The organism is Mesorhizobium sp. M0140 (assembly GCF_040322475.1).
Classification (GTDB): domain Bacteria; phylum Pseudomonadota; class Alphaproteobacteria; order Rhizobiales; family Rhizobiaceae; genus Mesorhizobium.
Map to the genome: position 1 here is coordinate 17,587 of NZ_JAMYTM010000046.1, position 25,147 is coordinate 42,733.

At 61.6% G+C, this 25,147-nt stretch carries 21 protein-coding genes and 1 pseudogene; 8 read left to right on the forward strand and 14 right to left on the reverse strand.

Features of this window, described 5'->3' with window-relative positions; all coding sequences use genetic code 11:
- Positions 1–30: 30 nt before the first annotated feature.
- From NKJ37_RS29410 to pdxR, 3 genes are all read right to left on the reverse strand, one after another.
- On the reverse strand, positions 31–981 hold the full coding sequence (locus NKJ37_RS29410; protein ID WP_023697831.1) for a PDR/VanB family oxidoreductase: 951 nt from the start codon (positions 979–981) through the stop codon (positions 31–33).
- Between the two features lie 6 nt (positions 982–987).
- Positions 988–1,479, reverse strand: coding sequence for an MOSC domain-containing protein (locus NKJ37_RS29415; RefSeq protein ID WP_352776178.1), 492 nt, complete (start codon positions 1,477–1,479; stop codon positions 988–990).
- 159 nt (positions 1,480–1,638) lie between these two features.
- Positions 1,639–3,144 carry a MocR-like pyridoxine biosynthesis transcription factor PdxR gene (gene pdxR / locus NKJ37_RS29420; protein WP_352776180.1) on the reverse strand — a complete coding sequence of 502 codons (1,506 nt, stop codon included), beginning with the start codon at positions 3,142–3,144 and terminating at the stop codon, positions 1,639–1,641.
- A gap of 74 nt (positions 3,145–3,218) precedes the next feature.
- Between pdxR and NKJ37_RS29425 the strand changes: the two genes are divergently transcribed.
- From NKJ37_RS29425 to NKJ37_RS29450, 6 genes are all read left to right on the forward strand, one after another.
- On the forward strand, positions 3,219–4,451 hold the full coding sequence (locus NKJ37_RS29425) for a trans-sulfuration enzyme family protein (protein WP_023697828.1): 1,233 nt from the start codon (positions 3,219–3,221) through the stop codon (positions 4,449–4,451).
- 52 nt (positions 4,452–4,503) lie between these two features.
- Positions 4,504–5,406, forward strand: a complete 903-nt coding sequence (locus NKJ37_RS29430; protein ID WP_023685525.1) for a dihydrodipicolinate synthase family protein — start codon at positions 4,504–4,506, stop codon at positions 5,404–5,406.
- Between the two features lie 1,161 nt (positions 5,407–6,567).
- Positions 6,568–7,026 carry a (2Fe-2S)-binding protein gene (locus NKJ37_RS29435; RefSeq protein ID WP_023689394.1) on the forward strand — a complete coding sequence of 153 codons (459 nt, stop codon included), beginning with the start codon at positions 6,568–6,570 and terminating at the stop codon, positions 7,024–7,026.
- A 3-nt stretch (positions 7,027–7,029) separates the two neighbouring features.
- The gene (locus NKJ37_RS29440) at positions 7,030–9,240 is read left to right on the forward strand and encodes a xanthine dehydrogenase family protein molybdopterin-binding subunit (protein ID WP_352546072.1); all 2,211 of its coding nucleotides are present in this window, start codon (positions 7,030–7,032) and stop codon (positions 9,238–9,240) included.
- Positions 9,241–9,597: 357 nt separating this feature from the next.
- A complete protein-coding gene (locus NKJ37_RS29445) occupies positions 9,598–10,050 on the forward strand; it encodes a hypothetical protein (RefSeq protein ID WP_352546071.1) in 453 nt (150 codons plus the stop codon).
- Between the two features lie 329 nt (positions 10,051–10,379).
- Positions 10,380–12,443, forward strand: coding sequence for a carbamoyltransferase family protein (locus tag NKJ37_RS29450; protein WP_352546088.1), 2,064 nt, complete (start codon positions 10,380–10,382; stop codon positions 12,441–12,443).
- A 181-nt stretch (positions 12,444–12,624) separates the two neighbouring features.
- Here NKJ37_RS29450 and NKJ37_RS29455 read toward each other — a convergent pair.
- From NKJ37_RS29455 to NKJ37_RS29465, 3 genes and pseudogenes are all read right to left on the reverse strand, one after another.
- Positions 12,625–13,292, reverse strand: a pseudogene (locus NKJ37_RS29455) (transposase); the annotation flags it as partial.
- An 816-nt stretch (positions 13,293–14,108) separates the two neighbouring features.
- Positions 14,109–14,747, reverse strand: coding sequence for an FMN-binding negative transcriptional regulator (locus NKJ37_RS29460; RefSeq protein WP_023729033.1), 639 nt, complete (start codon positions 14,745–14,747; stop codon positions 14,109–14,111).
- A gap of 48 nt (positions 14,748–14,795) precedes the next feature.
- Positions 14,796–15,440: a helix-turn-helix domain-containing protein gene (locus NKJ37_RS29465; RefSeq protein WP_023735791.1), complete on the reverse strand. Its 645-nt coding sequence runs from the start codon at positions 15,438–15,440 to the stop codon at positions 14,796–14,798.
- Positions 15,441–15,529: 89 nt separating this feature from the next.
- On the opposite strand from NKJ37_RS29465, the gene NKJ37_RS29470 reads away from it, so the two are divergent.
- Together NKJ37_RS29470 and NKJ37_RS29475 are read left to right on the forward strand one after the other, a co-directional pair.
- Complete coding sequence (locus tag NKJ37_RS29470) at positions 15,530–16,675, forward strand: trans-sulfuration enzyme family protein (RefSeq protein WP_352776165.1); 1,146 nt, start codon at positions 15,530–15,532, stop codon at positions 16,673–16,675.
- Positions 16,676–17,224: 549 nt separating this feature from the next.
- On the forward strand, positions 17,225–18,871 hold the full coding sequence (locus tag NKJ37_RS29475) for an MFS transporter (protein ID WP_023735793.1): 1,647 nt from the start codon (positions 17,225–17,227) through the stop codon (positions 18,869–18,871).
- Positions 18,872–19,030: 159 nt separating this feature from the next.
- On the opposite strand, the gene rlxS is transcribed toward NKJ37_RS29475, so the two are convergent.
- From rlxS to NKJ37_RS29515, 8 genes are all read right to left on the reverse strand, one after another.
- Entirely contained in the window at positions 19,031–21,001 is a 1,971-nt protein-coding gene (rlxS, locus tag NKJ37_RS29480; RefSeq protein WP_352776167.1) for a relaxase/mobilization nuclease RlxS, read from the reverse strand.
- A 185-nt stretch (positions 21,002–21,186) separates the two neighbouring features.
- Complete coding sequence (locus tag NKJ37_RS29485; protein ID WP_352776169.1) at positions 21,187–21,873, reverse strand: lytic transglycosylase domain-containing protein; 687 nt, start codon at positions 21,871–21,873, stop codon at positions 21,187–21,189.
- Positions 21,861–22,409: a S26 family signal peptidase gene (locus NKJ37_RS29490; protein WP_023735796.1), complete on the reverse strand. Its 549-nt coding sequence runs from the start codon at positions 22,407–22,409 to the stop codon at positions 21,861–21,863. The genes NKJ37_RS29485 and NKJ37_RS29490 overlap by 13 nt, the downstream gene beginning before the upstream one ends.
- Positions 22,406–22,675: a helix-turn-helix transcriptional regulator gene (locus NKJ37_RS29495; RefSeq protein WP_352776171.1), complete on the reverse strand. Its 270-nt coding sequence runs from the start codon at positions 22,673–22,675 to the stop codon at positions 22,406–22,408. Before NKJ37_RS29495 ends, NKJ37_RS29490 begins: the two co-directional genes overlap by 4 nt.
- A gap of 169 nt (positions 22,676–22,844) precedes the next feature.
- Entirely contained in the window at positions 22,845–23,168 is a 324-nt protein-coding gene (locus tag NKJ37_RS29500) for a DUF736 domain-containing protein (protein ID WP_023735798.1), read from the reverse strand.
- 501 nt (positions 23,169–23,669) lie between these two features.
- Positions 23,670–23,966: a hypothetical protein gene (locus tag NKJ37_RS29505; protein WP_352776173.1), complete on the reverse strand. Its 297-nt coding sequence runs from the start codon at positions 23,964–23,966 to the stop codon at positions 23,670–23,672.
- A gap of 106 nt (positions 23,967–24,072) precedes the next feature.
- The gene (locus NKJ37_RS29510; RefSeq protein WP_031261320.1) at positions 24,073–24,267 is read right to left on the reverse strand and encodes a hypothetical protein; all 195 of its coding nucleotides are present in this window, start codon (positions 24,265–24,267) and stop codon (positions 24,073–24,075) included.
- A partial coding sequence (locus NKJ37_RS29515) for an ArdC family protein (protein WP_352776174.1) occupies positions 24,264–25,147 on the reverse strand: 884 nt, incomplete at its 5' end. The genes NKJ37_RS29510 and NKJ37_RS29515, both read right to left, overlap by 4 nt.

Here is a 25,147-nt window from a genome sequence, read left to right on the forward strand (position 1 = left end):
GCCGGTCTCACAGGACCCCCGCCCAAATGGTCAAAGATCGAGTTTCAACACACCTGTCGCGCGCGACACACAGGGGATGAAGCGGTGGCCGCGTGCCTCCTTGGACAGGACGGCATCCCGATGGATCGGCTGTCCCGCCAGCATTGCGCATTCGCAGGTCCCGCACACCCCGTTCTCACACGAGGCCATCAACGGCACACCGGCCGCACGCAAGGCGGCCAGTGCCGTGGTCTCAGCCGAAACCTCAACCACCCTGCCCTCAGCCAGTTCTATGACGAACGGTTCCGGTGGCGCGCCATCAAACTCGGGAGGCTGGAAAGTTTCGAAATGAACAGTACCCTCGGGCCAGTGTTGAGCCGCGCGCCCCACAACCGCCATGAAGCCAGGCGGTCCGCAGTAGTATGTCTGCGCGTCGTCCGAACGGTTCGCCAGCAGCGCGGCGATGTTCTGCCGGGTCTGAGGCTCGTCGTCGAAATGGATCCGCACATTGCCGCCAGGAAGATCGCTCCCGATCGCCGCCAAGAGTGGCGTGAGCGCCCGGCTGCGGGTGAAATAGTGCAACTCGAAGGGCTTGGCCTGCCGGGTGAGCGCGCGCGCCATGGCCAGAATCGGGGTGATCCCGATTCCCCCTGCCAGCAGCAAAGTCGGCCCCTCGCCTGGCTTGAGCGCAAAATGGTTGCGTGGCGCGGAGACAGGCAGTGTGGAGCCGACGGCAATGGTTTCGTGGATCCACGCCGAGCCGCCACGGCCGTCATTCTCGCGCTTCACCGCGATGGTGTAGCGGCCAAGCTCGGTCGGATCGCCGCAAAGTGAATACTGACGCACCTTCCCTTCAGGCAGATGGACGTCGACGTGAGAACCCGCTTCGAACGCCGGCAGCACAGGTTTGCGTGGGTGTTTCAGGTCGATGACCAGCACGTCGCCCGGCTCCTTGCGGGCGGCGGTCACGGTCAGCTTCATGATGATGCGCGGCGAGGCCATGGCGTTTCACTCGTCGATGGGCAAGATCAGATCACCGGGGCGGATCACGCCCCCGACCTCGATTGTGCAGTTCAGGCCGGAGCGGTTCAGAAGCCCCTCGTAGAGACCCGGAAGCCCGAGCAACTCCTCGATATACTTGCACGGCACATTCATCCGGGCGGCCCTGAGAATCGTTTCCCCGACCCGGAAGCGTTTGCCGACAAGATCGCTAAGCGGAACGCCTCGTGTCGTCAGATTGCGCCGGTGATCTTCGGGTGCGAGCTTGGCCTTGAAGCCCGGAATTCTGGGTTCGCCCTGCGCGATGGCGTCCAAGACTTCAGCTTCGATCAGCGTCACTTCGCGAACGTCAGGACGCGCGGAATAGGTCCCCGTCCCCAGGTAGTAGCGGTCTCCGACAACGCCTTGGCCGGCAATAAGCTGCGCCTGCGCCAGCTCCTCCATTTCATAGGAGGCGGCAGGCGCGATGTGGACGTGAAGCAGCTTTCCTCGCCAGGTCATCATCGCTCTCGGAAATTCGTCTCGTGGAAACCTGCTGCAAAACTGGCCTGATCAACAGCGCCAGTTGCATGGCATTTTCCCGGTCCAGTTGGCTGTTTGGAAAGAAATACGGGGGGCCCTCGGACCGTTTTCAGCGCCAGCTTTCGGCGTCGCCCCGGCTCAGTTGTTCCGCGCCGGCATCGCGTCTTGCACCTGCTTGACAACCTCTCGCAGGACCTCAACGCCCTTCCCGATCTGCCGAATGCTCAAGGCGGCATAGCCCATGACAAGTCCGACGCGATCGGTGCGGCCTTCGTCCGATGGCCGTTCGTAGAGCGGCGAGATCAGGTGTAGCCCCAGGCCAGCGTCGCGGGCGGATTCGACCAAGGCCGTTTCCCGCGATCGTGGCAGGTCATTGAACCAAACCGCGACGTGCAGTCCCGCATCTGCTCCCTGGATAGTGATGCGATCCCCGAAGCTGTGCTGCAAGGCACCCAACAACGTTTCCCGACGCTCGCCGTTCAGCCTGCGCACACGGCGCACATGGCTTTCGTAGCCGCCGCTCTCGATCAACGATGCCAGCGCTTCCTGTTCAGCGACCGGCGAATGCCGGTCTGCGAATTGTTTGGCGGTTGCGAAGACCTCCTGCAATTCGGGCGGGACGACGAGGTAGCCGATGCGCAGCATCGGCGAGAGCGTTTTGGAGATCGTGCCGAGGTAGATGACAGCCCCGTGGTCCTCGAGACTGTGCAGCGGAGGGACCGGATTGATGTCGTAGCGATATTCGCTGTCGTAGTCGTCCTCGATCACATAGGCGTTGTTGTGCCGCGCCCATTTCAGAAGCTGATGGCGGCGCGCGATCGGCATGACGCCGCCCAGCGGAAACTGATGCGATGGCGTCACATAAGCCAGTCGTGCTCCGATCCCCGCCAGCAACTCGGTCCTCATCCCGTCTTCGTCGACGATGACCGGGATGGGTGACGCACCCGTACTGGCAAAGACCTGACGCGCCATCCTGTAGCACGGATCCTCGATGACGAAACGGTCGGCGGGATCGAGAAGCAGGCGCGCGCACAGATCAAGGCCCTGCTGCGAACCGTTCACAACTATGATCTGGTCGAGGTCGCAGCTCAGGGTCCGGGCGCGCCAGAGATAGCCCTGAAGCGCCTGGCGAAGCCGGCGCGAGCCGCGAGGATCGTCATAGGCAAGACGCAGCGGGCGCTGCCCCATCGCCTCGTTCATCGCGCGTTTCCAGACCAATGAAGGGAAATCCGACGGCGCGAGGTCGCCATAGCGGAACTCGACCTTCAGCCCAGTCGGCAGATAATCTGGCCAGGGTGACGTCGCGCGCAGCCGCTCGCCATATGCGGACAGGTGGATTGGGCCGACCCGTTGCGCGTGAGTGCGCCCCGTCCCATGGCCCATCAACGAAGACGCAACGCGAGGTCGTGCGCCTTGACGGACTTCGATGAAACCCTCCGCAGCCAGTTGTTCATAGGCGACCGTCACCGTGGTTCGCGAAACGCCGAGGTCATTTGCCAGGGCCCGGGAGGATGGCAACTGACTGCCGGTTTCGTAGACGCCGCCGAGGATTTGCTCGCGAAGGGCTTCGTATATCTGGCGTGCACCCATCGCGTGCGAGCGCGCTGCAGACCCGGCACTTGAAGACTGGACCATCTCTTTCATCGCCAACTGGATATTTCACATTGGCCAGGTTGCCGTCAATCTTTCGGAACCCCAAGAGAGATCGCAGAGGCCGAATGACCAGCTCCCATCAATCCGAAACCGATGCTCCCACGGGGTCGCTCAACCGCACCAGCCCCGGATTTGCCACCCGGGCGATCCATCATGGCTACGATCCGGCCGGCTTTTCCAATGCCGTCCAGCCGCCAGTGTTCCTGACGTCAACCTATGGGTTCGAAAGCGTGGCAGCAAACGATGCCGCCGCCGCCCTTGGTGGAAGGCTCTATGCGCGCGAATACAATCCCACGACCGAGATCCTCGAGCAGCGGCTCGCGAATCTGGAAGGAGCCGAGGCGGGGCTGGTTGTTGCCTCGGGGATGGCGGCCTTCGGCACTCTGATCCTGTCGCTCCTGTCCCAGGGCGATGAACTCATCGTCCACAAGACGCTTTATGCGAACACGCTTGCCATGGTCGAACAGGCGGTCCCCCGCTTCGGCATCAAGGTCGTCGCGGTCGATCTGTCAAATCCCCACAATCTCGATGCTGCGATCACCGAGCGGACGCGGCTGGTTTTCTTCGAGACGCCGGTGAATCCGCTGAGCCGCATCCTCGACATAGCGGCAATTGCCGAGCGCGCTCACGCGCGCGGTGTAAGGGTTGCAGTCGACAGCACCTTCGCCTCGCCCGCGCTCCAGCGACCGCTTGAGCACGGGGCGGACATCGTGCTCCATTCGATGACCAAGTACATCAATGGTCATGGCGATGCCCTTGGCGGGGCGCTTCTCGGCGACGCCCAAACGCTCCGTACGCTGCATGAAACGGGCCTGCGCTACATCACCGGCGCAGCGCTCTCGCCCATGTCAGCTTTCCTAATCCTGCGCGGTCTCAAGACGCTGACGCTGCGTATGGAACGGCACAGCGCCACAGCCCTTGCGGTGGCTCGGGCGCTGGAAGCGCACCCGGCGGTGGCATTTGTGAGTTATCCGTTCCTCGACTCGCACCCTGATCAGGTGACGGCGCGAAAACAGATGTCCAACGGATCGGGCATGTTGGCCTTTGGCCTCCACGCTGGATACGAAGGAGCGCGCCGGATGATGGACCGGCTCAACCTGATCATTCGCGCCGTCAGCCTCGGCGATGCCGACAGCCTCATCTATCATCCAGCAAGCCTCACCCGTGCTCGGCAGCCGATCCGCAAGGATGCCCATTTGGCCGATGGAGTCGGCGAGGATCTCATGCGTCTCTCGGTGGGGCTTGAAGACGCTGATGACCTGATCGCCGATCTGCGGCGGGCTTTGGACGTCTTGTAATGACCTGGCGTGCGGCCACCTCTGCGCTCACACATAGATCTGGAGCCTTGCCATGGCATTCCTGAGCGGTCTTTCCGCGTTCCCCATCACCCCGACCAATCGTGACGGCCGCGTCGATAGCGTTGCCTTGCGCAGGCTGATTGCTCGGCTTGGCATTGCTCAGGTCGATTCCATCGGTCTTCTCGGCAGCACCGGCACATACATCTATCTGTCGCGCGAGCAACGGCGGCGGGCGCTCTCCGAGACCTTGGACCAAACGGCGGGGCAAATGCCGGTCGTGGTGGGTGTGGGCGCGCTGCGCACCGATGAAGCCGTGGGGCTCGCGCAAGACGCCAAGGCCCTTGGAGCAGCTGCGGGTTTGCTTGCCGCCGCCTCCTACACCCCGCTTACTGATGACGAGGTGTTCGATCATTTCTCCACTGTGGCGCGCGAAAGTGGCCTGCCGATCGTCGTCTACGACAATCCAGGAACGACGCATTTCCATTTCAGTCCACCCCTTGTCAGCCGCCTGGCAAAGGTGGCTGGGATTGTCGCCATCAAGAATCCGACAGACAAAAGCGATGCGATCAAGAACCACCTGACCGCCCAGAGGCGCACACTGCCGGAAGGGTTCTCGATTGGTTACAGCGGCGACTGGAACGCCGCCGAGGCCATGATCGCCGGCGCCGACACATGGTACAGCGTCCTCGCGGGCATCCTGCCCGAGGTCTGCATGACGATCGTCACAGCGGCGCAACAGGGCGATGCGGCCGAAGCGCGACGGATCAATGCCGCGCTGGTCCCGATCTGGAGCCTCTTCAAGGAGTTCTCGAGCCTTCGCGTCGTCTATGCACTCGCTGAATTGCTCGACGTTTGCAGTGCCGAACCCCCGCGTCCCATCCTGCCTCTGCCCCCAGCAGCGAAGCGCCAGATCGCCGCCGCGTTGAAAGGTTTGCCATCGGATGCCAGCCGGTGAACAGCAAACCCCGTTCGGCAAGTGAAAGGTATTTACCCGCTCATTTCGAGAACTGATCGAAAACAACGCACTCGGCGTGCTGATAGCCATGGCTGGAGCGGTCTCGACGCCAATCACACCCCCTTCGAACTCGACAATCGACTGCGGAGGTACAGACTGCGCAGGGCACTCCGCCCATGCCGCACCGTTCGCCTTCAAACTAGGAATCGGTGGTTTATCCATTGGAATGGCATCGAGCCGGCGCTTTACTTCCGGCCCGGTGCGCGCATTGAAGCCGGTGCCAATGCCGCCGGCGAACACCAGATTTCCGTCCTCGACATTCGCCAGAGCACGCTTCCCGACCGCCGTAACTGTTGCCGGGTTCGCAGCCGATGACGATGAACTCATCACTCAGCACGCATTTTGTCTCACCCATTCTTGGCGCCGGCCGGATCGATATGGACTGACACGCAGCTTGGAGACGATGCCCTCGAGGCCGAACTGGGAGACTTGCGCGAGAATGTCGCTGCCGCCGCTGATCTCGTCGCTCAGAACGATGCCGTTTGGCGGCGTCTCAGCAGGTTAACTAGCGCTTTGCGCCGATCGACAGTGGCCGATCGCGAAGACCCTCGCCGTCGATCTTGAGCAGGTCGAAGCCGGCAAGCACGGTCCTGACGTCTCCCGCCGCGGCCAAGAGCCCGCTGAAGACTGGGAATGCGCGACAAGCCTTCTGGTCAGCGACGAACGCCTCACCGTCTATTATCGCGTCCGAGGCGCCGAGCTCGGCCACCGCCCGGGACGATAGCCGGAAACCTGAGGGTCCAGTCGTGGAGGTTGCGGGTCGAGGTAGGCCCCCATCGATAGTAGTCCCATTTCATTTCGTGTAGCCAATCAGGGCCCTGCCGGACGCGGCCGACCAGCGGTCGATGTTCGCGACGACCCGAATGTCCAGTCTCGTGTAACCCAGCCTAAAGCGGCCTGTCCGCCCAAAAAATGACATTCAGTTGCCTCCAGCCTTTCGACACGACCCACTTCACGATCTCGTAACTCGCCAACCTAGCGGCTTGTTGCTTGAGCTGCGCGTTCCTACGGTGTGGTCGCTAGGCCTCAGCAACAAGAGCTCGGTTGCCAGGCGGGCGGAGGCTCAACGAGATAGCCAGCTCAGGACAAGGAGAGCAAGCAATGGTCGCTTTTACCCTCAATGGCGAGGCGCGAACACTCGACGTCGATCCAGAGATGCCGCTGCTCTGGGCGGTCCGTGACGTCATCGGACTCACGGGAACGAAATTCGGTTGCGGGCTTGCCCAGTGCGGCGCTTGCACGGTTCACGTTAACGGCATGCCGACGCGCTCGTGCCAGACCGCAGTCGGCGACATCGAAGGAGCCTCGATCACCACCATTGAGGGTGTGTCGGGCAAGATAGGCGAAACGGTCCAGGCCGTGTGGGCCGAGTTCGACGTACCTCAATGCGGCTATTGCCAGTCTGGCCAGATCATGTCGGCCGTGGCCCTCCTTACAGAAACGCCTAAGCCGACGGACGATGATATTGATTCGGCGATGAGCGGCAACCTCTGCCGCTGCGCCACCTATCATCGCATCCGCGCGGCCATCCACGAGACCGCCAACCGGCTGGAGACTTGAGGCATGTCGCAGTTTCTCTCGAAGCATACTGCCGTGCGGCCCACGCGCCGCTGGTTCCTCGTCGGCGCGGGCGTCACCACCGGCGGCCTCGCAGTGGGCTACCGGCCAGTGCTGGCCGCGCCCGACATCGCACAAACGACCCCTGCAAAGGTTCAGGCGAACCCCTTCCAGACCTATGTCGAGATCACAAAGGAGAACCGAATCATCATCCACTCCTCGCAGTTCGAGATGGGACAAGGCTCCTATTTCGGCATCGCCACCCTGGTTATGGAAGAGCTCGACGGCGACTGGGCGCAGGTGGACGTGGTCGGCGGATATGGCAATACCGCGTTCTACGGCAATCTCGCCTGGGGCGGGGCCGCACAGGCAACTGGTGGCTCCACGTCGATGGGCTCGTCGTGGGAACGCTACCGCAAGGCGGGTGCTGCCGCACGGGCCTTGCTGGTGGCGGCCGCGGCGCAGCGGTGGGACGTGCCAGCCGGCGAGATCAAAGTCGCTTCCGGGGTCGTGTCGCACGCCTCAGGGATGCAGGCGCGCTACGGTGACCTGGCTGAAGCCGCAGCGGGAATGCCGGTTCCCGACGACGTGCCGCTAAAGCCGCGCGACAAGTGGGCCCAGATCGGATCGGACAGCCTCAAGCGCTACGATTCCGCCGGCAAGACCAACGGCGCGCAGACCTACACGATCGACCTCATGATGGAGGGACTCCAGACGGCCGTTATGATCCATCCGCCGAAGTTCGGCGCCGAGATCGAGAGCTTCGACGCAACCAAGGCCAAGGCACTCGACGGCATTGTCGATGTCGTCCAGACGCCGCGAGGCATTGCCGTGGTTGGCAGGGACACCTGGACGGCGCTGAAGGGCCGCGACCTCGTGGAGGTGACCTGGAACGAGGAGAAGGCCGAAGAGCGCGGCACGGCCGAGATCATGGCCGAATACAACAAGGCAGCAGACGATCTGGGCGCGGCCACCGCGCGCGACGACGGTAACACTCCCGCAGCGTTCGCCAGTGCTGAGAAAATCATCGAGGGGCACTACGAATTCCCCTATCTTGTCCATGCTTCGATCGAGCCACTCAACGCGGCCGCCCGAATCAACGAAGACGGCACCATCGACGTCTGGGGCGGACACCAGATGCCCGACCTTTATCAGGCGGCTGCCGCTCAGGTAGGCGGCACCACGCCGGACAAGGTGAGGCTGCACGTGATGAAGACCGGCGGCAGTTTCGGCCGCCGCGCGGTCTTGGATGCAGATGTCATTATCGAAGCTGTTTCCACAGCGCGTGCACTGGGACGCGGCAAGCCAGTGAAGGTGCAGTGGACCCGCGAGAATGACATGCGGGGTGGGCGGTACCGGCCGGCCTATGTGCACGCAGTCAAGGCGGGGCTCGACAAGAAAGGCAATGTCGTCGCTCTCCATGACCACATCGTGGGCCAATCGGTCTTGGGCGGTTCGACCTCTGCGGCGATGATCAAGAACGGCATCGATCCAACCTCCGTAGAGGGCGCCACCAACCTGCCCTATGCGATCCCGAACCTGAAGGTCCAGCTGACCACCACGGACGTGAACATCCCGGTGCTGTGGTGGCGTTCGGTAGGCTCCACCCACACCGCTTACGCGGTGGAAACCCTGATCGATGAGCTCGCCGCCGCTGCGAACCGTGATCCGGTCGACTTCCGCTTGTCAATGCTCGGTCACCATCCACGGCATGCCGCCGTGCTTAAAGTGGCTGCTGAGAAGGCAGGCTGGGACAAGCCTCTGCCGGAAGGCCGTTTCCGCGGCGTGGCCCTGCATGAAAGCCTCTCGACCTATGTCGCCGATGTGGTGGAGATCACCCTCAATGATGAAAATGGTTTCAAGGTCGACCGCGTCGTCTGCGCGGTAGATTGCGGCACCGCGATAAATCCTGACCAGATTCGCGCTCAGATGGAGGGCGGTATCGGATTCGGGCTAGGTGCGATCCTCCAGGAGGAGCTGACCCTGAAGGGCGGTGTCGTAGACCAAGAGAACTACGATACCTATACACCGCTCAGGATCGAGCAGATGCCGCGAGTCGAGGTGCACATTGTGCCGTCCGAGGAGCCGCCCACGGGAGTTGGTGAGCCAGGTGTGCCGCCGATCGGCCCGGCCGTCGCCAACGCGCTACGGGCGGCGACGGGCAAGACTATCCGCAAGCTGCCGATTATAAAGAACATGTCAGGAATGACACCATGAAACAGCCGCGATGAAGATCGCGCCGTTTTCGAACGCCTCCTGACAGGCGCTCATTTCCATTGGTCAAATTCCGGCGGCTGCCCGCTCCAATATCCGGTTTGGAGACGGCACCCCGTGTTCTGAACGACCACAGACGGGCCTTGGCGCCGGTTCCACTGAAGAACCGCTTTCGAGACGCAAATGCGTCCACTCCATGAAGAGCACAACCGTATAGCACCAGGAAGGCTAGCTACCTCCATCGCTTCGGAGACCCAGGAACCCTCAGAAAACCGAACCTCCCGAGCTCAGAGGCGCTCGTGATCACAATCGCGCTGGTGCGTGGATCATTGTTCAAGGGTTTGTCAATAGGCAGGCGAGATGGCCGATCGACATGATCTTCGCCCGATGCCCTACAAACACAATGCCAGCCGCTGTCACGGAGTCGCGAAGACGAAGGCAATGAGGGTCGACGCCGATACTCATCGTTTGGTTGACAGAGCGCTTGGAATGCCATGCGCTTCACATCGGAGTAGCCATCCGGGAAGCCTGAAGCGCTTTGAAAACGCATGTGCTGCGGCTGTTATTCATAGCGTGGATGACTTTGATCAAAACAATCGATTTCATCACTCTTCCGGAATCGTGCATGGACAAAAAAGAGCCTCACGCACCAATCACACCCTGCTCTATCGCGTGACGAAAGCTGCCTTAGGAACAATCCAAAGGAGAAAATCTTCGATGCGCCCTGACGTGCAGTGGAGGTCGTGCCGAGAAAGTGAGTTGCAACTGGCCGACAATGTCGGGCGGTGCGACCATGGTCGCTTCGGAGAATGAAATCGGGCCAGTCCACGGGGGCGGTACTGTTATTCGTCGACGGCCGCCCTTCCCAAGACAGGCGGCATCGCAAGTTGGTTCTGCCGATGAAAACAACATCGCCGGATACATGTCAGCAGCCGCTCAGGATTGGATGATCCAGCCAAGCTCTCGGCGTGATGGCACCGTAGGCGTCACAGTCGAAGCATCTCATTGATCGTTTATGAGGCTTTCTTCGATGCCGCTGATGCCTGACGGGCGGTCGCAGCTGCAGGCGACAACACGGCCTATTTAGTTGGAAACAGTCGAGGTAAGCCAATTTGGCTTCCCGTTACTATCTGGAGAAAGAAATGCTGTGCCTAGGAATCAGCGGCGGACTTGACCAAGTCCATGAAAACCGATTCGAGCGTCCGAACGCCTTTATGCACGATGGCGCCGCGGTGCTCGTCCGAGACGGAAAGGTGATAGCCGCCGTAGAAGAGGAACGCCTCAATCGAATCAAGCACTCGAACAAGCTGCCAAGTGGTTCGATTCAATACTGTCTCTCGACGGCCGGGGTTCAGCTCAGCGACATCGATCGTGTCGCGGTCTACGCCAGCGAGCCCTATGCCAACGCCATGCTTGAAGGTATGTCCGCTTCCCAACCGGACATTCTCTCCACTCCGTTGGATGCTAAAATGTTGGTGCAGAACCTGTTAGCGCGTGAGTTCGGCACTAAGTTGGACAGTTCGCGTATTTCATTCGTAGGTCATCATCAGGCGCACGCCGTGAGCGCCTTTGCAATGTCGGGCTTCGAACAAAGTCTCATTCTAGCGATTGATGGCTGTGGTGATTTCCTGTCGGGCCTTGTGGCGATAGGGTCTGGCACAGAAATTACGCAAATCGAGGCTTTCCCGGAGGACAATTCTCTTGGGCTGTTTTATCTCGAGACGATCCGCTGTCTCGGCTACGGCATGTTCGACGAGTATAAGGTAATGGGACTCGCGCCCTATGGCGACCCCGCTCCCTATCGCGAGCTCTTCGAGCAGTTCTACGAGCTCTCCGCCAACGGTGGCTACCGTGTTCACCTCGACCGCATCGGTCCGGCGTTGCTCCGCAACATCGAGATCAGGCGAAAGGGAATGCCTTTCACCCAGCAGCATCGAGATGTGAGTGCGTCACTGCAGGAAGCGCTTGAGCGGATCGTGTTCCACATTCTCCGGCACCACCGTGAGGCCACCGGCATGAAGCGGTTGTGTCTGGCGGGAGGGGTAGCCCACAACTGCACGATGAACGGCAAGCTGCTGTATTCAGGGCTTTTCGAAGACATCTTCGTGCAACCCGCGTCTCACGACGCTGGCTGCGCATTGGGAGCTGCGCTGATAGTCTCTAACGAGATGGGCCGCCCCGCGCCGCGTGAGCGACTGCAGGAGGTCTATTGGGGTCCTGATCTCGGGAGCGACCGCGCCGTGGAACAGGAACTGAATGCATGGTCCGGACATCTCGAGGTTGAACGCTCTTATGACGTAGCGAGCAGTGCAGCCCACTGGATCACCAACGGCGCCGTGATCGGCTGGGTGCAGGGTCGTTCGGAGTTTGGGCCACGTGCGCTGGGCAACCGCAGCATTCTTGCCGACCCTCGGCCCGCTGCAAACAAGGACCGGATCAATGCCATGGTCAAGAAGCGCGAAGGCTATAGGCCTTTCGCACCATCTGTGCTGGAAGAGGATGCGAGCGAATTTTTCGACCTCCCGGACGGTAAACACGAATTTCCATTCATGAATTTCGTCGTTCGCGTGCGTGACTCAAAGCGCGCCTTGTTGGGTGCCATTACGCACGTCGACGGTACGGCTCGGCTGCAAACAGTATCGCGCGATGCCAACCCCGCTTACTGGGAGGTCATCAATGCGTTCAAGAAGCGGACAGGCACTCCAATTCTGCTCAATACGTCCTTTAACAACAATGCTGAACCGATCGTGGATACGGTTGCAGACGCGATTGCCACATTTTTGACGACAGAGCTGGATGGACTTGTGGTCGGGCCCTTCCTGGTAAAAAAACGGGCTGCAACGCTGCAGGATTGGACTGCGCTTTCGATTTCATTGCCTCCCTCAGTCTCCCTCCATCAAACCCGTGCTTACACAGCGCGAGATCATCAGGAGACTGTCTGCGAGATTATTCCGAACCACTCCAGCATTGACAGTGTGCGAATTTCAAACGACCTGTTTAATCTGCTGATGCGGATTGAGGGCGAAGCCGTGTTAAGCGATCACCTCAATATAATTGCGCCGGATCAGGCTGAGCATGAAGCTCTGATGGAGGACCTGCGAAGACTGTGGGAGCAGCGCCTGGTTCGGCTGCATCCCTCACAAGCTGCTCGGATGGATCATGGGTCCGATCAAACGCCGGACCAGCCTAATAGGCTATCAATGTGATAGAGATGCCGCTCAAGCTCGGCCTCAATAGTGTTCATCGACCCCGCCTGCGAGCTCACCGCTGTGATTAGGGGGGTCGAGGTCGCCCTGGTCAGTATGCTTAGGAATGCTGAATGGGTCGTGTGCTTGCTGTGAGTTTTCGGGAGGTTGTCCATTCAGACCGAACCGGGGAGACTGGGTTGGAAAGGCGGGTCTGGCCTCGATATTGACCGGACTTCTGTGTCGAGAGGTCCAGCCCGCAGAACTTTAAAAACTGGCGATGATGACCTAAGCGGCGAGGATCGCCGACTTCGGCAATGACGGTCAATGCCTTGATCGGTCCGATGCCCGGGATTTGTCGCAGGAGCTGATAATCCTGGCTGTGCCGCAGCAGATCGTCGGCCTGTGCTTCGATCTCATTGCGTTGCCGGATCAGGCTGCGTGCTTCGTCAATGACCATCCGGAACATGCGAACGGCAGGCGCATCAAGTGGCAGCGGCAATCCGATCGATGGGCGCGCCGTCTCGAACATCCATCAGAATCTCGTCTTGCTGACCTTGCGGCCGACGACATCCCAAGCTGCTGCCACAAACTCCTCCTTCGTCAGCGCCGTGATGCTTGCTGGGGTCGAAAAGGCATCGAGGAAGGCAAAGAACCGATCGCTGCGGCTGTTCCCCCGGAAGCGATCGATCTCGGGAAAATACAGCGGCAGGTAGTTGTCAGGATGCGGTGCTGGATCTCGGTCTCGGCCCTGGCGATCGCTTCATGTGTCTTCGACAGTTCCTGCACGTCGTTGATGCCGGCTCGCAGCGGATCATGGTAGACCTGCGTCGCCTGGATCCTGAGCATGTGTAGGATCACCTGGGCATCGATCTTCTTGCCGAATATGACGCCGAAGGCGTTAAGAAGCCCAGGCATCTGTTCTCGATTTTGCCTACTAGGCTGACGAGAAGGTCGCGTGCCGACAGCAGCACCCGCACGACACAGGTGCCGTGGCTCTTGGTGCGAACCTGCTTAAACCATCCGGCCGTCCGATCTGGCAAGGCCCGCCGCTCGTGGGGGCCCGATTTGTCCGGCATCATCGAGAGGGCGGCGCTTGACACGATCGGAAGTCCGCGCTTCGTTAACTCGTTCCAGAGCCAGACCGCAAGCGGTCACGGCTCCATGCCGATCCGCTCCGTCTCCGCAGTTCCACAGTCCCGCCCGCATCTCCCGGTCGGGCCCGGGTAGCCATTGCGCTGCAAGGCGGGTCTGATCGCTACGGCGGCGCCCGCCACCATCTCCATCATCGGTTCGGCGACATAGCCAATCATCTCCCGTAAGAGAAGTGCTTTCAGGCAAGTTCCGCAGGTTCAAGGAGATCGTTGACGGCGCCGCCACTTGGGAGCTGCGTCGAGTGCATGGTCGAGCTTGCCGCCCAAGGTACGTGGCTTCGAAACGCGTGGAATGCGCCTCATTCAAGACCGGTAGCGGATGGTCGCCGACATACAACGGGGCGCAGGCGACTGAAACGAACCCGTCGGCCGCTACGGAGCAATCCTGCCGCCTGACCAGGCGCGTGGGAAAGTATCACAACGGTGACCACAGCGTCGCTTGAGGCCGTCAAAAGCTATTGCCGTGCGTCAAGGCGGGCTAGGTGACCCGTCGGAAGCCGGCACCAGCGGCTTTGTCGGGACAAGACACATGCTATTGGGATTTGGCCGCCGCAGCCGCGAGCATCGCTTCTCCCATCGCAATGGCCCCTTGGGCACGCAGCATTTCACCAGGGTTCTGAATGTCGCGCACCTCTTTGTTCTGGCTGAGTTTTGATTTTCCAACCAGGCCGGTGATCTCGATCTCCAGGGCGACGATTGCCTTGACCATCGTGTCGATGAAGTCCCTCGGCGCGTCGCCCATCTTCCATGGGACCGGCTGGGAGGTTTCTTGCATATGAGTGAGCTTCGCCACGTTGCGGCGCACATACCGCTCATCATCCCGGACAGTGATGCGTCCGTGGGCATGGACGACGAGATAGTTCCACGTCGGCACCTGCTTGTGGAATTCATGCTTGCTTGGATACCAGTTCGGCGAGATGTAAGCGTCGGCCGCACGGAAGATTACGAGAACCTCATCGCCATTGGCGACTTCCTCCCAGACTGGATTCTTGCGGGCAACATGGCAATTGAGGACGCCCTTGTCTCCCTTCGAGCGGTCGAGCTCAAAGGGGACGTGGTTCGCGTCGAGGATGCCTTTGCTGTGGGTGACCAGGATACCGAGCGGGTGTCTCTCGATAAGCTCGAACAGGGCGTTCTGATCGGGGACGGCAAAATGTGGCGGAACGTACAACGCTAAATCTCCTGTCGTGAATGGCGGCTGTTAGTGATCGGCGAAATCTTACGGAACGGGCCCCTGAATCTTCGCTGCCGTCGACGAGTGCCCCGGATCTCGGTGTCCACTACGCTCAAGCACCGCCATCGTGAAGTGGGCGGGCACATCAGATGCCGCCGCATATGAGTGCGGTTGGTCAGTGACAAGCCGCGCACTCTCGCCTTCGCTTAATATTACCACATGGGCACCTACCACAACGCTCAGGGCACCCTGACTGACCGAGATCAGCTCGCGCGTATCCGGACTATGAGCGTCCGCGGAAAACACGTCGCCCGGCATAATGACCCAGCTCCACAATTCGAACATCGTGCGCCCCGAGGTCGATGAATGAAGTTGTGCAAAGCTTCCCTTGGCGCTTGTCCAAAGTGTCCTTGTCTCTGTCCGCTCAATAGGAAGGCGAACTGTGGAAGCCTCGTCATTCAGCAAATCGGCCACGGAGAGCGAAAACGCCGCCGCCAGTCGGCAAAGTATGCCGATACTAGGGTTCGCCTTGCCTTGCTCCAGCGAGACGACGGTTCCTTTGGACAAGCCGCTCAGTTTTGCCAGTCGATCCAGGGTCAGATTTTGGTCGCGCCTCAAGTCTCGGATTCGAACCGCTATAGCTTTGCCAAGCACCTGCTCGGAACCCATCGCTGTCGTAACATCGGTCATTATATTGACTTAGGACCTCGGCTCACCTATTGTGGTCAGTATAATGACCAGGCCGAAATTGCAACTGCCCGTTAGGAAGGAAATGACCGATGCGTTTTGAGACGAAGGCGATCCACTGCGGCCGAGGGGTCGACGAGTCCACGGGGGCCGTATCCATGCCGCTGCACACCAGCACGACGTTCGAACGCGGTGTCAACGGGTCATTTCCGTCCGGCTTCGAATACACAAGGGATGGAAATCCTACACGCAATGCGTTCGAGGCGGCCATGGCGATGCTTGAGGGAGGGGAAGACGGCATCGCCTTCGCTTCAGGCATGGCCGCAATCGCTGCAGTTTTCGAGAGCCATCCGTCGGCGGGTCGGATCGTTCTGCCGGATGACATGTATTTCGGCATTCGTTCGCTGATCGAAGAGACCGACATTGGGTCTCGCTTCGACTTTGCCCCAGTCGACATGCGCGATTTGGACGCTTTGCGCGCCGCGGTGACATCGAAGCGGACTGGCCTCGTCTGGATCGAGACGCCGTCAAACCCGATGATCCGCGTTGTCGACATTGCGGCCATCTGCGCAATCGCGCACGAGGCCGGTGCCTTGGCGGTGGTGGACAACACCTGGGCCACCCCAGTGCTTCAACTGCCACTCGAAATCGGGGCAGACGCGGTAATGCACTCGGCGACAAAGTACATTGGCGGCCACTCGGATTTGATGGCCGGAGTAGTCATTGTCCCAAACGCGTCACCCCTCGGTCGCCCATTGCGGATGGTCCAGAAACACAAGGGCAGCGTTGCAGCGCCCTTCGACTGTTGGCTGGCGTTGCGGGGCCTGCAGACATTGCCGGTCCGCATGCGCGCCCATTGCGAAGGCGCCCAGAAAGTGGCCGAGGCCCTGGCGTCTCATCCGCGCGTCGAAAAAGTGCTCTTTCCTGGTCTGCAAACTGATCCGGGACACGATCTTGCTACGCGGCAAATGAGCCATTACGGAGCGATGCTATCCTTTGTCGTCGAGGGCGGAGCCGATGCTGCAATGGCCGTGGCCGGCCGCCTGAAGATTGTTGTCCGGGCGACAAGCCTTGGCGGGACGCATTCTCTGATAGAGCATCGCGCATCCGTTGAAGGTGCGAAGTCCAAAGCGCCAGGCGGATTGCTGCGAATTTCTGTAGGGCTTGAACATCCTCAGGACATTATCGATGACCTGATGCAGGCCCTAGGCGAAACCTGCAAAGCGGGAGTCCAATGACGCGTGCAAGAACTCTGGCGCCGCTTTATGTGGCTGCTGGCGCAGCCGACGATCGGCAGAACAATGTTCCTGCTGAGCAGAACGCACGTCCTCTGGTGAACCGCTATCGCCGTGTCGCATCGTCTCGGGCGCGTGGTCGCATGGGTGATGAACGTCTTCGGGTTTCTGGACGATGGCCACGCGCTCGACCGGAAGCGGAAATACCAAGATTTGCCGTTGACCTACTGCTGCTCGACCTCGTCGGAGATCGCGTTCAACAGATGGGATGGATGTGCTGGCACTACGGCAGTTTGACAAGCCGGCCATCGGGGCGCTAGCACCGTCCAAAGCCAAGAGTCGCAGGGCAGAACCGACCGCACCAAGCGGGCTGCGGGACCCATCAGCTAACGGCCAGGTTGGTACCTCAACGCGCATCAGCACCGTGGATGCGACATTGTCCTTGTTGCGAGCGCGATCTCGGAACTTCGTTGTGACGCAGTCTGTGCAGAGAGCGCACCGCTGGTAAGCAAAATGAGCGGAAGAACGACACCCAGTGGAGGTGAAGAAGTGATGCGGCGTCAAGATCCTCCGCGCTTTGCGGCAAACACACTGATCCCTCTTCACAACCCGGTCTTTCGTTCTATCTGGACAGCCACGCAGATATCCAGCCTTGGCTGGCTGGTGCAGAGCGTGGCTATAAGCTGGCTCATGGCCACGATTTCAGCCTCCGATCTGATGGTTGCGCTCGTACAGGCTGCATCGACACTGCCCGCGTTCTTCTTGTCGATCCTTGCTGGAGCCATTGCAGACAGCTTCAGCCGCCGTGGCGTGATGCTTGCCGGACACTGCCTGATCGCACTGGCATCCACGGCGCTGGCACTCTCTGTGGGACTGGGCTTTGCTAGTCCATGGCTAATCCTGGGACTGAGTTTCTTGGCCGGATGCGGCTTTGCCTTGAACGATCCAGCCTGGCACGCCTCGGTCGGCGATATCCTGGAAAAGCGCGACATACCCGCTGCAGTGACGCTGATGTCGGTGGGGTACAACGTGGTTCGCAGCATAGGACCGGCGCTGGGCGGTGTAATCTTAGCTTTGCTGGGCCCCCTTACGGCTTTCGCCCTCGCTGCGCTAAGTGACCTGGTCCCGTTGAGCGCTGTTCTGCGCTCACAATGGCAAGTTCGCTCTTCGCCTCTTCCGCGCGAGCGGATGACTACGGCCATTCATGATGGCATGCGATTCACGGCGATATCCTCAGAGATCAGAGTGGCGATCGTGCGTGCAACCCTGTTCGGGCTATCAAGCATCTCGATCCTTGCTTTGCTCCCCCTCCTGGTTCGCGACCAGCTGGCGGGAGGGCCAATTGTGTACGGCGTGCTATTGGCCGGCTTCGGCACAGGCGCCTTCATCGCCGGCATTGGCAGCAGCTACTTGAGACGCATCACGTCCCAGAACCGATTGATCACGCTCGCATCCGTTGCTTGCGCAACGTGCTGCCTTTTGATGGCCCTCACATCGTCGGTGGCTGTGGCGGCGATCGCGCTTGCAATCGGTGGCGCTGGCTGGGTTGTCACCTGGACCGGAACCGACGTGTGTGTGCAGTTGGCAAGCCCAAGGTGGGTCGTTGGTCGCACCCTGTCCATCTATTACGCCCTGACCTACGGCGGCATGGCAGCGGGTAGCTGGATCTGGGGTGCTGTCGCGCAGTACTATTCGCTGACGTGGGCTTTGGAAGGTGCTGCAGCGGCACTGTTGCTGGTCGCGGCTGTGGGAAAGCTATTGCCGGTGCGGCTATGGGAGGAATCGGATCAAGCGGCCGTCGACTTCAGGCCACCAGAACTGGCCCTCCCTTTGAAGCCCAGGAGCGGTCCGATCGTGATCAAGATGGAGTACTCGATACTCGAGGAGAGTATCGATGAATTTCTGAGCTGCATGCGCGAAAGGCGGCGCGTTCAGAGCCGCGCCGGTGCGCGGGACTGGACCCTCCAGCGCGACCTTCAGAAGTCGACGCTTTGGACCGAGACATTCCGCACGCCGACATGGACGGACTATCTTCGTCTAAACCATCGGCTAACGGTGAATGACAGGGAGGTAGGCGAGCGCCTTGCCGCTCTGCACATGGGTGATTCTCCGCCTCGCATCTCACTTTCCATCGAGCGGTCGACAAGCCCCGCCTCCGACAGCCAAGTCCAGCCTGTGCCTTTTGTATCGCGCCCGTGAGAAAACCAAGGCTTGTCTGGGCTTGGACACGGAACGAGCTACTCCTTAATGCAGAACACTGACTCTCCGCCAAATGAATGCTGCGAGCAAGCAGCAGGCGGAGGAACTCCGTCTGGGCTGAGTATGTGTTTCAACGCGGACAAATAAATTGTAGCCAGTTCACGAAACGCCGGGCCCGCTCCTCTGGCGTCCGATCGTCCAGGAAATCCCCTCGGCGCGCACCACGCCAGACACCTCCTTACCGATATGATGCTCAAGCACCGGCCGCCAAGGCACCAGCGTGAACTCGCGCGATTCCTCGATGACACCGTATTTTCCGCCGGCGAGCTCGACGCAGCGGCGCAGCGTTCCGTCTATTCGATTGCCATGCTGCGCTTCAGAATACGAGAGCCCGAGTTCGTCCGAGAGCTGACTGGCAACACGGTTCAGCTCTCGTTGGCGCAGCATTGAAAGCATGTTGGCGCGATAGATGACCCGATCCTGCGCATCATGGGCAAGACCTTGCGCGATCAGCCACTGCTGTCGGCGGGCCTGGACCTGACGTACTTCGCGACCGAAGCCAGAGTCGCGCAAGGACTCAGGGTGGGCTGATACCAGCTCCTGGTCGATCCAGGTGGCGCCGTCGAAGCCTACTTGGCTCTCCAGCGGCATTGATGAGAGCTTGTCAACGACAACAGGCTGGGCCCTCGCTCGCTGACGCTCGTAATCCGCGACGCGGTTGAGATGGTCGGGCGCGACTGTCCATGTGCCGTCCGGCTCGCGCTCGACGCCACCGGTCGCACGGCGGATCGCCTCCAGTCGCCGCACGTGCGTTTCGGCAAAGCGTTCGGTGGCCGAGTGGTCATGCTTGAGATGTATATCGATGCTGTAGCGCCCGTCGTTGACCGTGGCGATGCCGGCAATTGTGCGGTCGACTTTTCTTGGCCCGGTGTCCCTCGGCCTGACCCGCACTATGCAGCCCTCTGGTGTCGGTTGGGTGGCCTCGCCTTTGCCGATATCGAAATAGTGGCTTTTGCCGTCCACGCCGTCGACGACGAGGTAATGGCGGTCAGTCATTTCGTCGGCCAGCCCGCGCCCGACGACACGTCCGACCACGGTTTGAGCCGACCCGTCGCATCGATCGTGGATAAGATGGTCGGCGGCACTGCGGACGAGCCCCTTGCCGGTCAGCTCGCGATGGATGGTCTTGACGATGTCGCCGCGCGCGCCGATGTGGCGTAGCGTGGCTTCGAGCTCATCCTCCAGGCGCCAGCGACCGGCAGGCATCTCCTCGGCGAGGCCCATCCGCTCGAGCTTGCGCAGGCGGCCCTGGTGCAGCGTCTGGCGAAAGGTGTCTCGGCTGGCCAGTGAGACACACCCCTCATCGTCGCGCATGCGCATCAGCTGCCGGTCGATGCTGGTGAAGCGTTCCTGCTCCATCTCCTGGCGCAAGCGCTGCTCGATCTCGCGGTCGGTGCGCGGGCCAAGGTCGAGGCTAACCAGTTCGGCTGCGCGCTCGCGCAAGCCAGAGGAGATGTAGTCCCGCGCTATGACGAGGTTTTCGCCGTGATTGTCCCTGCCGCGCACGATGATGTGGGTGTGGGGATGGCCGGTGTTGAAATGGTCGACGGCCACCCAGTCTAGCCTGGTGCCGAGGTCTTCTTCCATTTGCGCCATGAGGCGACGGGTGAGCGGCTTCAGGTCATCATACTCGATACCGTCTTCAGGGGCGACGATGAAGCGGAACTGATGACGGTCACCGTTCGCGCGATCGAGAAAGGCCCTGCCGTCCGCGCGGTCATTGTCGGCAGCGTAGAGCTCGCCACGCTCGCCTTCCCGGGTGACGCCGTCGCGCTGGAGGTAGCGGAGGTGCGCACGAGCCCCGTCGACTCCCTTGCCGGCCAGCTTGACGATGCGTGCCTTGACGACTGCGCGCCGCTGCCGAAACGCCGCGTGGCGGTCGCGCGCTCTAAGAACGGCGGCAGCGGCCCCGCCGCGCCCCACCCGGCTTCCGATGAAGCGGCTGCCACGTCCGCTCCTGCCGCCTGCTCGGTTGACCGCGGCCTGCACCTGGCCAGCGTAGCGTTTGCCCGCCTTCGAGCCGCGCGAGCCAATTTTGCCGAGCTTCGGCGTGAATTCGTTATCCTGCATGCGGCCTCCGATGAACCAGCAGCAAAATCAGAAGCTTGCCCGCCACACCCTCCTGGACTCGGAGGCAACCTCCGGGGAAAACGATGTGCAGACAGACACTTCGCCGCCTCCAGGAGGCGCTGCCTTTATCTTGCCTTCCGCCGACCTGCCTCCCTGCCCCGCCCGAACCACGGTAGCCGCTGCCCTCACCTGCGATCCGGCCGGCCTGACCTTGCTCGCTCCGATCCGAGCGGCACCAGGAGTTGGCCATTCGGGCCGGTCACGGAAACACCGTTTCGGAGAAAAAACAGCGACTGCCCGGACGGGATTCCCGGCGCGCTTTTGGAACGGGATTTGCCGGTGAGCGCGTCCATATCGGCGGCCGAAATGCCCGCCGCCTTGATCTCTTCCAGATACGAAACCGTCTCGCTGGGCAGCGGTCGCCCGCGCTGCAAATGCTGCTCGTAGCGCTTCGGCCCGGCGTTATAGGCTGCAAACAGGCCTGGAAATCCGAAGCGGTCATACATGGCGCGCAGATAGGCAGTGCCTGCCAGAATGTTGTCGCGAGGGTCGTGCGGGACGGCTCCCAGGCCAAGCTCTGCGCGCAACTCCTCGTAGGTGGCTGGCATCACCTGCATGAGGCCAATGGCGCCGGCGCTCGACGTGACCGGCCGCCCATTGAGCGTCGTCTGCCCCCGGCTTTCGGCATCCATGACGGCATAAATCCAGGTCTGTGGAATGCTGAAACGCCGGCTTGCTTCGGCTACGAAGGGCTGCCATCTTGCAAGCTGCGGACTATGGGAGATGACGACCGGCTTCGTGTTGGTCGCGGCGGAACAGGAGCATGGTGCGAGACACGCCATGCTCAGCATAAGGAGGGTCACTCCGTCCATAGCGGCACGAGCCTCCCGATGATGTTTTCGGCCGGCACCGGCCCGAAATAGCGGCTGTCGAACGAGCGATCTTTATCGCTGCCGAGCAGGAAAACCTCGGCGGCGGCGAGTTTTCGGCATGCATTCCACCAAGGCAGCGGACGGTGCTGCGTGTCGGTTGCAAGCCGGCGCGCGGCTATCTCGCCGCCGATGATGATGGCGTCGCCGAAGGTGCAGACATGCTCGCCGGGCAGCGCCGCAAGGCGCTTGATCAGCGGCACGTTGCTGGGCAGATAGAAGCGTTCGGCGGCGAGATCGGCGACCGGTCTTGGTGGGCGGACGAGTACGAGATCACCACGAGCGGGCGATCCGGATGCGACGCGATAGAGGCCGACCGGCGCACTCGCCGAGGCGTTCCAGACCAGCCAGGGCGATGGTTTGCCGAAGGCGGCGAAGCCGATCAGGCCAAGGCCGATTGTGGCAACGACGATCGTCTTGCGGGCTCGAATGCGCCGCAGATGGCTGCCGATCAGACGGATGGTGGGACGCCGGCTCATGAGCGGCCTCCCTCACCGGCCGAGCCGGATTGGTGCGCGCCATCCTCGGGCGCGGTCTCCTGCGCGTGCCCCTTCGACCAGTCGTCGAGTTCGTCGATGTGATAGCGGACATAGCGGCCGTGCTTGCGGAATTGTGGGCCACCGCCTTTGAGGCGCATCTTCTCCAGCGTGCGCTGGGACAGCCCGATATAGAAGGCCGCCTGCGCGGTGTTGAGAAACGGACTGCCCTTCTTGGCGCGGGCTGCGCGTTCGTTTTCGTCGTCCATGATGATCCTCGGTTCGTTACGGGCAAGCGAGGCGAGGATCGGCGAGCGAGATCGTTTTGGGGACGGGCGAAGAGTGGGGGGCGAGTTTTCGCCGCCCCTTCGGCGGCCTCACGGGTCCTGAGAGAGGCCCTGCGCCGGTGGGCGGCGCAGGGCTTTGCGGGTCGGCCGGTCAGTCGACCGGGTTCCAGATGATGGCGTAAGTGTCGTCGTCATCCTGGCCGGCGGCGCGGCCCAGATTGGCGTAGAGCTTGCGCGGGCCAAACTCGGGGGCCGCAATCGACAGGCTCACATAGTCCTTGCCGGAGGTCTCGCCGGTGCGGATCCAGGCCGCACCCACTTCGACCCCTTGCGTCAGCACCCGGTAGTCCGGATGGGTGTCGGCGCTCTTTGCCTGATTGGGCACGATGTCGATGTCGGCGCGGACGCTGAGCGTCTTGAGCTGGCCCTTGTAGCCGCCGTTTTCCTGTTTGGTCACGTATCCGATTGCGGTCATTTTCAGTCTCCTCTTGGTGCTCGCAGGGGACCATTCCCCTGCGATGGCGGACCGTGATGGGCGCGTCCGGATCGCCGGAACCGGCACGGCCGCAGCGATAGCGGAGGACCCGAGCGGGGAGTTTTTTTGAAGCGAAGCGGCGCGAGGAAGCCGCCGCAGGCGGCGGGGAAAAAAGCTGCCGGCGAGGGTTTCGGGCCGGCCGGATCCGCCCATAGGTCGTCAAGCCAGGCGCAGGGGAATGGTCCCTGAGACACAATGGAGAGAGGGTGCGCGATCGGGGGCACAATAAGCAGGCGGCACTATGCAGGGGGCCGGCGGCGCGGGCTCTCTCGGCAACCGGATGTACAATTGGCGCCATGCGCCTGGCGCCTCAGCAAGCAATCCGGGGCGGTGCGGGGCTGCCGAATGGGGGCGAATTGGCGTTGGAATTTATCGCACGCGGCACTGGCTCGGCAAGACGATCAATCGGAGCCGGCGCGGCCCGGAGCGGCGCGCGCGTCCTTAGCGGCAGTACTCGAGAAAACGCCGCTCGGGCCCTGATCGACTATTCGCGCACGAACAGCGACTGCTTCCTTGCGCACAGATCGGCGAATAGGAAGGCCTCGCAGCTGGGTAGCTTTCGGCCGGGAATTTGATCCAGCGCGGCAGCCAGGCCTCAAGCTGAGGCGGCTTCTCGATGTTCTTGCCGCCGATCTCGGCGAGCATCGAATCGGCGATTTCCTCGTCGCGCAAGCGATCGAAACGCCATTGTCCGGTTGCCGCCATATGCCGACGACGCGCACGAATTGTCGTCGCCAAGCGCCCACCTTGCGCGCGAACATGCCGGCGGCAGCAAGGGGTCGCGATTGCCGCTGGCCACCACCGGGCAGGCCAACAGCTTGTGCCGCATTTGCCGAATGCGGCGTCAGCCTTGCAGCCGGCAAGGCTGGCAGTCACTGTCTCGTTGGCTGCGCGCTGCGACCCGGGGCGCACCTTGGCGATGCAGATCGGCATAGTTCTGCATCGGGGCGGGTGAGTCCCGGGCGCCGTCGGGAATGGGCATCTCCTCGCTATCCGGCGTCGGCTCGGTCGTGGCCAGTTGAGCATCGGGCATCGTCATGCCGCAGTCCCTTCTTGCGCCTCGCCTTCCGCATCGGCCTGAAGGCCAAGCAGGAAATCGGCGGCCTTCGAAGCGAGGCTGGCGGCACGGAAAATGGCGCGGTTGTCCTCGCGCAGCACCTTCAGCCATGAGCCGATGTAATCGGCGTGACGCACGGTCGGCTCGATGCCGAGATTGCTGCAGACGAAGGCGGCAGTGATTTCGGCGACCAATTCTTCACGCGCGTAAGCCTTGGAGCCGAAGGAGCCGGAGAGGTCGCGAGCAAGCCGCGTCGGGTGGCCGGTCCAGTGGCCAAGCTCGTGAAAGCAGGTCCGGTAATAGTCGATCTGCTGATGGAACGCCGGCTGCGGCGGCACCTGAATGTGGTCGCTGCCCGGCATGTAGAAAGCGCGATCGCCGCCGACCCTGAAATCCGCACCACTGGCGCGAATCAGCGTTTCGGCCTGCGGCGCGATCTCGCACTGAGGCAGCGGCTCGGCGGGGGCATGGAGGTGTTCCGGAAGATTGTCGCACTGCGCGACATTAAAGACGGTAAAGCGCTTCAGAAAAGGCACGGCCTGTGGTGCATCGCCCTCGTGGCGTGCGCGCTCCTTCTCGTCCTTGGGGACAAAGCGGTCGGCATGCACGATGGTCGTGCCGCGCTCGCCTTTCCTGACATTGCCGCCCAGGGCAAGCGCCTGCCGGAAGGTCAGCCAATTCTGGCTGGGATAGCTGCGCTCGATGACGGCGCCCCACAGGATGAGGATATTGATGCCGGAATAGCTGCGCCCCGTGGACGCATTCCTCGGCAGGCCGAGGCCTGCTTTTGCGCTGCCCCATGGCTTGACCCATGGCACGGTACCGCGCTCCAGCTCGGCAATGATGCGGTCGGTGATCTCCT

Bases quoted from the DNA above. Each gene is read 5' to 3' on its own strand.
- NKJ37_RS29410 (WP_023697831.1), bottom strand. From the start codon at position 981: ATGGCCTCGCCGCGCATCATCATGAAGCTGACCGTGACCGCCGCCCGC.
- NKJ37_RS29415 (WP_352776178.1), bottom strand. From the start codon at position 1,479: ATGACCTGGCGAGGAAAGCTGCTTCACGTCCACATCGCGCCTGCCGCC.
- pdxR (WP_352776180.1), bottom strand. From the start codon at position 3,144: ATGAAAGAGATGGTCCAGTCTTCAAGTGCCGGGTCTGCAGCGCGCTCG.
- NKJ37_RS29425 (WP_023697828.1), top strand. From the start codon at position 3,219: ATGACCAGCTCCCATCAATCCGAAACCGATGCTCCCACGGGGTCGCTC.
- NKJ37_RS29430 (WP_023685525.1), top strand. From the start codon at position 4,504: ATGGCATTCCTGAGCGGTCTTTCCGCGTTCCCCATCACCCCGACCAAT.
- NKJ37_RS29435 (WP_023689394.1), top strand. From the start codon at position 6,568: ATGGTCGCTTTTACCCTCAATGGCGAGGCGCGAACACTCGACGTCGAT.
- NKJ37_RS29440 (WP_352546072.1), top strand. From the start codon at position 7,030: ATGTCGCAGTTTCTCTCGAAGCATACTGCCGTGCGGCCCACGCGCCGC.
- NKJ37_RS29445 (WP_352546071.1), top strand. From the start codon at position 9,598: ATGGCCGATCGACATGATCTTCGCCCGATGCCCTACAAACACAATGCC.
- NKJ37_RS29450 (WP_352546088.1), top strand. From the start codon at position 10,380: ATGCTGTGCCTAGGAATCAGCGGCGGACTTGACCAAGTCCATGAAAAC.
- NKJ37_RS29465 (WP_023735791.1), bottom strand. From the start codon at position 15,440: ATGACCGATGTTACGACAGCGATGGGTTCCGAGCAGGTGCTTGGCAAA.
- NKJ37_RS29470 (WP_352776165.1), top strand. From the start codon at position 15,530: ATGCGTTTTGAGACGAAGGCGATCCACTGCGGCCGAGGGGTCGACGAG.
- NKJ37_RS29475 (WP_023735793.1), top strand. From the start codon at position 17,225: ATGCGGCGTCAAGATCCTCCGCGCTTTGCGGCAAACACACTGATCCCT.
- rlxS (WP_352776167.1), bottom strand. From the start codon at position 21,001: ATGCAGGATAACGAATTCACGCCGAAGCTCGGCAAAATTGGCTCGCGC.
- NKJ37_RS29485 (WP_352776169.1), bottom strand. From the start codon at position 21,873: ATGGACGGAGTGACCCTCCTTATGCTGAGCATGGCGTGTCTCGCACCA.
- NKJ37_RS29490 (WP_023735796.1), bottom strand. From the start codon at position 22,409: ATGAGCCGGCGTCCCACCATCCGTCTGATCGGCAGCCATCTGCGGCGC.
- NKJ37_RS29495 (WP_352776171.1), bottom strand. From the start codon at position 22,675: ATGGACGACGAAAACGAACGCGCAGCCCGCGCCAAGAAGGGCAGTCCG.
- NKJ37_RS29500 (WP_023735798.1), bottom strand. From the start codon at position 23,168: ATGACCGCAATCGGATACGTGACCAAACAGGAAAACGGCGGCTACAAG.
- NKJ37_RS29510 (WP_031261320.1), bottom strand. From the start codon at position 24,267: ATGACGATGCCCGATGCTCAACTGGCCACGACCGAGCCGACGCCGGAT.